This is a genomic window from Aliidongia sp., assembly GCF_035943795.1.
Taxonomy (GTDB): Bacteria; Pseudomonadota; Alphaproteobacteria; order ATCC43930; family CGMCC-115725; genus Aliidongia.
Genome location: NZ_DASZBY010000056.1, coordinates 1 through 7,137, shown reverse-complemented (window position 1 = coordinate 7,137; position 7,137 = coordinate 1). Strand labels below are relative to the sequence as shown.

Genomic DNA, 7,137 nt, shown 5'->3' with positions numbered 1-7,137 from the left:
GGCAGATAGGCATAGATCATACCGATATAGACCGCGGTCTGGGTATTGAGGATGGTGATGGGCGTGTCGATCACGCCGAGCCAGATCAGGAAATTGTTGAGCAGCCCGTTGTCCTTGAGGATGCCGATCCAGGCATAGATGCGAATCAGGAACGAGGTCCAGAACGGCAGGATGATCATCATCAGCAGCACCGGGCGCGCGGTCGGCCGGGCGCGCGCGATGGCATAGGCCATGGGATAGCCCAGCAGCAGGCAGAACAGCGTGGTGACCACGGCATTGCGCAGCGAGCTCAGGTAGGCCAGCAGGTAGATCGGGTCGTCGCTGACCAGCCGCAGGAAATTGTCGAGGTGCAGGGTGATCTGCAGCGCGCTGTCGTCGTCCATGGTGAACAGCGAGGTATAGGGCGGGATGGTCGTGTCGCTGTCGGCCAGGCTGATCTTGAAGACCAGCAGGAACGGCACGAGGAAGAAGATCGTGAGCCACAGGTAGGGCGCGGCGATGACCAGCCTGCGCCCCGGCAGGCGCGCCCGCACGGCAGCGACGAAACCGCTCACGGATCGACCAGGATCGAGGCGGCGGCGGACCAGCAGACCCAGACCGGCTCGTCGCGCCCGAACGGCTGGTCGTCCCAGCGGCCGACGTTGGGCGCGGTCGCCTTCACCACTTTGCCGCTGTCGAGGATGACGTGGTAGACGCAGCCGTCGCCTAGATAGGCGACGTCGCGGATGCGGCCGGCGAGCCGGTTCGGCAGGTCGAGCCCCTCGCCCGGCTTCACGAGCGTGAGCTTTTCCGGCCGGACCGCGATGCATAGGGCCGCCCCAGGCGAATAGGCGGCCGCATGGCCGACCACCAGGTCGGCCCCAGCCGCCGCGCATTCGACCACGGCATGGTCGTTGAAATCTTCCTTCAGATGGCCATCGAACAGGTTGACCGAGCCGATGAAGTCCGCGACGAAGCGGTTGGTCGGAAACTCGTAGATCTCGTTCGGCTTGCCGACCTGGACGATCTTGCCGTGGTCCATGACGGCGATACGGGTCGACATGGTCATCGCCTCTTCCTGGTCGTGGGTGACCATGACGAAGGTGATGCCGACTTGCTCCTGGATCAGCCGCAGCTCGTACTGCGTCGCCTCGCGCAGCTTCTTGTCGAGCGCCGACAGCGGCTCGTCGAGAAGCAGCACCTTGGGCCGCTTGATGATGGATCGGGCCAAGGCCACACGCTGGCGCTGGCCGCCCGACAATTGCCCGGGCTTGCGCCGGGCGAGCGGACCCAGCTGCACCAGATCCAGCGCCTCGCCGACCCGCCGCCGGATCTCGTCCTTGCCGACCCCGTCGCGACGGAGGCCGAAGGCGACATTGTCCTCGACCGTCATGTGCGGAAACAGGGCGTAGGACTGGAACATCATGTTGACCGGCCGCTCGTAGGGCGGCACCCGGCTCACGTCCTGGCCGTCGATCACGATCGAGCCGGCATCGGGGGTCACGAACCCGGCCAGCATGCGCAACAGCGTGGTCTTGCCGCAGCCCGATCCACCCAGCAGCGAGAACAGCTCGCCCCGGTGGATGCCCAGGCTCACCCCGTCGACGGCGCGCGTATCGCCGAAGATCTTCACCAGCCGGTCGATCCGGATATGCGCTTCGGCCGACGCGTCGCGCCAGGGCTCGCTTTCGCGAACGGAGGGGTGGGTCACGGGGCCAGGTACCTTCGACAAAGCTGGAATGTACTGGGCGGCGCCGTCGCCGGCACCGCCATCGTTTCCTCTATTAATGCCCGCTCTTGATCTTCGTCCAGAGCCGGGTCTTCAAACGCTCGATTTCCTTGGTCGACACCGAAACCAAGAACAGTTTGGCCTCGACCTCGGCCGGGGGGAAGATGCCCGGATTGGACGCGATTTCCGGCTTCACGAACTTGATGGCATCGGCATTGCCGCTCTGGCCGTAGATCGTGTTGGAGGTCTCGGCCATCACTTCCGGCTGCAGAATATAGTTCAGGAACTTCAGGGCCGCATCCGGATGGGGCGCGTCCTTGGGCATCGCCATCGTGTCGATGTAGCGCTGCGAGCCTTCGATCGGGATGTTGTAGACGACCGTGACGCCCTTGCCGGCCTCGGTCGCCCGGCGTTTGGCCAGGGTGACGTCGCTCGAATAGCCCCAGGACACGCAGACGTCGCCATTGACCAGGTCGTTGATATATTCGGAGCTGTCGAATTTCCGGATGTAGGGCCGGATCTTCATCAGCACGTCCGCCGCCTTCTCCAGGTCTTCCTTCTTCTGGCTGTCCGGGTTCAGGCCCAGGTAATGCAGCACCGCCGGGAACACGTCGTTCGGCGTGTCCAGCATGGTGACGCCGCAGCCCTTGAACTTCGACAGGATCGCGGGGTCGAAGAAGAATTTCAGGCTGTCGACCGGCGCGTCCGGCATGATCGCCTTGACCTTCTCCATCACCACGCCGATGCCCGTGGTCCCGGTCACCCAGGGAATCGCATGGGCGTTGTCCTTGTCGTAGACCGCCATGCGCTTCAGCAGGCCCTGGTCGAGATGGCTCCAGTTCGGCAGCTTCGACTTGTCGAGCGGCTGGTAGATGCCCGACTGGATCTGCTCCGCCAGGAACGGCGTCAGCGAGGGCACGACCAGGTCGTAGCCCGAATGTCCGGCCTTCAGCTTGCCGTCGAGCGTCTCGTTGGCGTCGTACGTGTCATAGGAAACCTTGATGCCGGTCGCCTTCTCGAAATTGGCGATGGTGTCGGTGCCGATGTAATCGGACCAATTATAGATGTTGAGGACCTTGCCGTCCTCGGCCCGGGCCGGGCCGGCCATCGCCACGATGCCGAACGCGGCCACGGCCACCGTTGCCAACAGAACCTGACGCATCACCATGCCCTCGTCCCCTTGCTCGATCTCGAAGCCCCTGCCGCCTCTCCATAGACACCGCGCTGGGACACCGGATCGGAGGTCTCAGGCGGAGCGCTGTTCGCCCCTTGTCGGCACGGCGTTTTGGAGAGTCGCGATGGCGCATCCGAACAATTTCCCGAAGCGCTTGTCAAGCGCAGGGACAGACGAAAATTTCGGCGCGACGCCAGGACATATCGACGCGGAACGGGGTGTCTTCGGCGCTCCATCACCACTGTGACTTCCTCGGTGCCGGCACCGCTGGTTGGCGGTCCAGAACCTTGGGTGCATAGTGGCGCGCCGTCGAACATGCCAGCGAGACTCCCTTGCCTCATCTCACTATCGAATATTCCGCCAACCTTGCGGACGTCGCATCGATCCCGGAGCTGCTGGGCGCCGTCCATCGGACGGCCTGCGAATCGGGCGTCTTCGAAATTCCGGCGATCCGGACCCGCGCCGTCGGCCGCGAGTTGGCGCTGGTCGGCGACGGCAATCCCGCCAATGGGTTCGTGCTGATCATCGTGCGGATGAAGTCGGGCCGCCCGGTCGCCGTGCAGGAGCAGCTCGCCCAATCCCTGCTGGATGCCGCGTCGCGGTGCCTGGCCGCGGCATTCGAGCGGCGCTCGGTCATCCTGAACGTCGAAATCCACGACATTCCCAGCCTCAACCTGCGCCGCCGTTCCAGCACTCAATAGGCCGCGGAATCCTCGAAGCGCCGGTCCGGCCGCATCAGGCCGGCGAGCGCCGCGCCCGCCAGCAACAGCGCCATCGAGACGCCGAACGGGATGGTCCAGCTGCCGGTCAGGTCGATCAGCAGGCCGAAGCAGGATGGCGAGACGATGCCGGCGATGCCGAAACCCAGGTTCATCAGGCCGCTGGCCGAGCCGGCATGCTGCGGAGCGATGTCCATCGGCACCGACCAGATCGGGGCGACGATCAGTTCCGCACTGAAGAACGCCAGGGACAGGAAGACCGCGTCGATCGTCAGGTCGTGGATCAGGACGACCGGCACGAGGAAGCAGAAAGCGCCCAGGAAACCGACCGTGATGACGCTGCGCCGGGCGAGCGCCAGACGTCCGGTCCGTTTCCAGATCCTGTCGGTCGCGAGGCCGCCGACCAGGTCGCCGACCACGCCGGCCGTGAAGACGCCCGACGAAAACAGCGCCGAGCCCTTGAGGTCGAGATGGAACGTGTCGAAGAAGAACGACGGGATCCAGCTGAGGAACAGCCACAGCGTCCAGCCGTAGCAGAAATCCACGGCGGTGACCGGCAGCATGCGCCGGGCGAGCGCCCACCAGGGCGTCGCTCGTCGGGCAGGAGCATCCTTGCCGGCCCGCCGCCGCGTCTCGCCGCGCGACACCCAGAGCCACGGCACGATCCACAGCAGGTTGAAGGCGGCGAAAACCAGGAACGAGCCGCGCCAGGAGACATAGCCGACCAGCAGGGCCACGATCGGCGGGGTCAGCGCATTGCCGACGCGGGCGGCGGAATGGGTAATGCCCTGAGCGAAACCCCAGCGCGCTTCGGGAATCCAGGCCGCCATCGCCCGGGTCGCAGTCGGGAACGTCGCCCCCTCGCCCAGACCCAGCGCGAAGCGTGCCGCGATCAGCGAGCCCAGGCCGCCGACGAAGCCGGTCGCGAGCGTCGCCAGGGTCACAACGACGCCCGACACCAGCAGCACCCGGCGCGGTCCGAACCGGTCGCCCAGCCAGCCGCCGACCAGCTGGAAGAACGCATAGGGATAGGCGAAGGCCGAGAAGGCCAAACCCAGCTGGCCGTTGGTCAGGCCCAGCTCGGCCTTGATCAGCGGTGCAGAGGTCGAGATGTTGACCCGGTCGATGTAGAGAATCAGATACAGCAGGCAGAGCACGAGCAGGACCTTGCTCGCCGCAGGGATTTTCATCGGCATCCGCGCGATCCCTTCCGTGCCGTCGAGGCCCGATCAGGCGGCAGGGCGTGCCTGCCCCTGGACCTGGGTGCGATGCATGACGCGGCGGCTGTCCGGCGCGAACGGGTTGCGCCGATGCATCGTGCAGCGATTGTCCCACAGCACCAGATCGCCGACCTGCCAGCGGTTATACCAGCCGAGCTCGTCGCGGGTGGCGTGGCGCCACAGTTCGTCCAGCAGCGCCTCGGACTCGTCGAGCGACAGGCCCGGCAGGTAGGCGTTGCGGCGGCGGCCCAGGTACAGGTTGCGCCGTCCCGTCTCGGGATGGGTGCAGACCAGCGGATGGATCGCGCCCGGCGACGTGCGCGGATCGTCGGTCGCCGTCACGCCCTGGCGCAGGTAGCCTCCGCTGTTGTAGGTGCCGTCGTGCTTGATCTGCAGGCCGTCGATCCGGCGCTTCAGCGCCTCGGGCAGGCCGTCATAGGCCGCGTACATGTTGGAAAAGCCGGTGTCGCCACCGCTCGGCGGCACTTCCAGCGCATAGAGCATGCTCATCTTGGGCGGTTGCGGCAGGTAGGACATGTCGGTGTGCCACACCGCCTCGCCGGCCCCCAGGCTGCCGATCGGCTCGCCGTCCGCGCCGACGACGTTCGACACTACGTAGATCTCGGGATAGCCCTCGACGAAACGGCGCCCGGTCTCCTGGACCGGCGCGATGTCGAGGTCGCCGAACCGGCGGCTGAACCGGATGAGATCCTCGTCCTCCAGCGTCTGGCTGCGGAACAGCAGCACGCTGTGGTCGAGCCACGCCTGATGCAGCACCCGGAAGGTCGCCTCGTCGATCGTCCGCAGGTCGACGCCGCGAATTTCCGCTCCGAGCGCCGCGCCGGTCGGCCGGACATCGATGCGGGCACCCGACTGATCCATTTTTCCGTTCATGCTGCACGCCGAAGGTTGCAGGGAATCCCAACCGGATGTCGGGGCGCCCTGGGGAGGATGCAAGATGGCCGGCATCACCCTACCATGGCGCGCAGGCCGTTCTGGTATTGCATCGTCGGCCCGTCTATCGGCCCGCGGCCGGGTCGCTGATGGCGGCGATGTAGCGCGCAGCGGACCGGCGGACCGCATCCTTGGCATCTTCGGCCACGATGCTGTGCCAAAACGCGCCGTAGAGCCGTTCGAACGCGACCGGCTCGACCGCGTCGCGGACGGCACCGACCGCCCGGGCCGGCAGCGGCACCTGGTTCGGATAGCTGTACATGAAGCTGACCCAGCGGCGATCCGCGACGACCTGGATCGTGTCGCCGGTCAGGAGCGCGCCGCGCCCCTCAGCACCGCCCGCCCAATGCAGCACGGCCGAACCCGGGAAATGGCCGCCGGTCCGGATGAGGGCGACGCCGGCACCGAGGCCGAGCCGGTCGCCCGACCAGAAGCGGATCGCCGGGTCCGGCCGCACCACGAAAGCGCGGTCGGCTTCGTGCAGATGGATCGGCGCGTCGCCGAACGCCCGACTCCACTCGACCATGGCCGTGTAGTAGTGCGGATGCGAGATCGCGATCGCACTGATACCGCCCAGGCCCTGGATCAGATCGACCGTCGCCGGGTCGAGCAGCGCCAGGCAGTCCCAAAGGATGTTGCCCTCCGGCCGCTGGATCAGCAATGCACGCTGACCGATGGCGAACTCGGGCACCGTGCCGATGCCGTACAGCCCCGGCTCGATGCGCTGGAACGCGTTGCGGTGCCTGGTCTGCAGCGCCTCAAGCGTGGTCCAGCCCTGGCCACCTGCCGGGATATATTGCCGCGCTTCGTCGCAGATGGGGCATCGCGCCGGCGGCGCTTCCGCCGGCGGGAATTGCAGGCCGCAGGCGGTGCAGAGATAGGCGGGCATTCCAGGACGCTCCGATGGTTCGCCCGAAGAGTAGCACCCGCCCCTACTTCTCGCCCATCGCCCCCTGCTGGATACGTTCGGCCGAGCGGCCGCGGGCTTCGGCCAGATGGTCGAAATGGTGGGTATAGCTGCCGACGCCCATGCTGGCGGAGCGCAGTTCGATGATCAGGTCGTGCAGTTCGACCGCCGGTACCAGCGCCTCGACCTCGTCCCAGCCGCGCCAGCCGGGCTTTTCGGCATAGCCCAGGATCTGGCCGCGCCGCGACGACAGGATGCGCTGCGCGGTCGGCGTATAGGTCGCCGGCACGCGCACGGTCACATGGTCGATCGGCTCCAGCAGCATCGGGTCGGCCTTGGCCAGCCCCTCGCTCATCGCCATGCGCGCGGCACTCTTGAACGCCATGTCGGAACTGTCGACCGCGTGGAACCCGCCGTCGAGCAGGGTCACGCCCAGGTCGACCACCGGAAAGCCG

General features: G+C 66.6%; 6 protein-coding genes and 2 pseudogenes. 1 reads left to right on the top strand and 7 read right to left on the bottom strand.

Annotated features, from left to right (window positions below):
* The 3 genes and pseudogenes from VGV37_RS09845 to VGV37_RS09835 form a co-directional block, all read right to left on the bottom strand.
* Positions 1 to 554, bottom strand: a pseudogene (locus tag VGV37_RS09845) (putrescine ABC transporter permease PotH); the annotation flags it as partial.
* Positions 551 to 1,690 (bottom strand): ABC transporter ATP-binding protein, encoded by a 1,140-nt coding sequence (locus VGV37_RS09840; protein WP_326879488.1) that lies wholly within the window; start codon positions 1,688 to 1,690, stop codon positions 551 to 553. The pseudogene VGV37_RS09845 and the gene VGV37_RS09840, both read right to left, overlap by 4 nt.
* A gap of 73 nt (positions 1,691 to 1,763) precedes the next feature.
* Positions 1,764 to 2,870: a polyamine ABC transporter substrate-binding protein gene (locus VGV37_RS09835; protein WP_326879487.1), complete on the bottom strand. Its 1,107-nt coding sequence runs from the start codon at positions 2,868 to 2,870 to the stop codon at positions 1,764 to 1,766.
* A 344-nt stretch (positions 2,871 to 3,214) separates the two neighbouring features.
* On the opposite strand from VGV37_RS09835, the gene VGV37_RS09830 reads away from it, so the two are divergent.
* On the top strand, positions 3,215 to 3,583 hold the full coding sequence (locus VGV37_RS09830; RefSeq protein ID WP_326879486.1) for a 5-carboxymethyl-2-hydroxymuconate Delta-isomerase: 369 nt from the start codon (positions 3,215 to 3,217) through the stop codon (positions 3,581 to 3,583).
* On the opposite strand, the gene VGV37_RS09825 is transcribed toward VGV37_RS09830, so the two are convergent.
* The 4 genes and pseudogenes from VGV37_RS09825 to VGV37_RS09810 all read right to left on the bottom strand — a co-directional run.
* On the bottom strand, positions 3,577 to 4,797 hold the full coding sequence (locus VGV37_RS09825; RefSeq protein WP_326879485.1) for an MFS transporter: 1,221 nt from the start codon (positions 4,795 to 4,797) through the stop codon (positions 3,577 to 3,579). The two genes, VGV37_RS09830 and VGV37_RS09825, sit on opposite strands and share 7 nt — an antisense overlap.
* A 33-nt stretch (positions 4,798 to 4,830) precedes the next feature.
* Complete coding sequence (locus VGV37_RS09820) at positions 4,831 to 5,715, bottom strand: TauD/TfdA family dioxygenase (RefSeq protein WP_326879484.1); 885 nt, start codon at positions 5,713 to 5,715, stop codon at positions 4,831 to 4,833.
* Between the two features lie 124 nt (positions 5,716 to 5,839).
* Positions 5,840 to 6,664: an MBL fold metallo-hydrolase gene (locus tag VGV37_RS09815; RefSeq protein ID WP_326879483.1), complete on the bottom strand. Its 825-nt coding sequence runs from the start codon at positions 6,662 to 6,664 to the stop codon at positions 5,840 to 5,842.
* Between the two features lie 43 nt (positions 6,665 to 6,707).
* A pseudogene (locus VGV37_RS09810) lies at positions 6,708 to 7,137 on the bottom strand (elongation factor G); the annotation flags it as partial.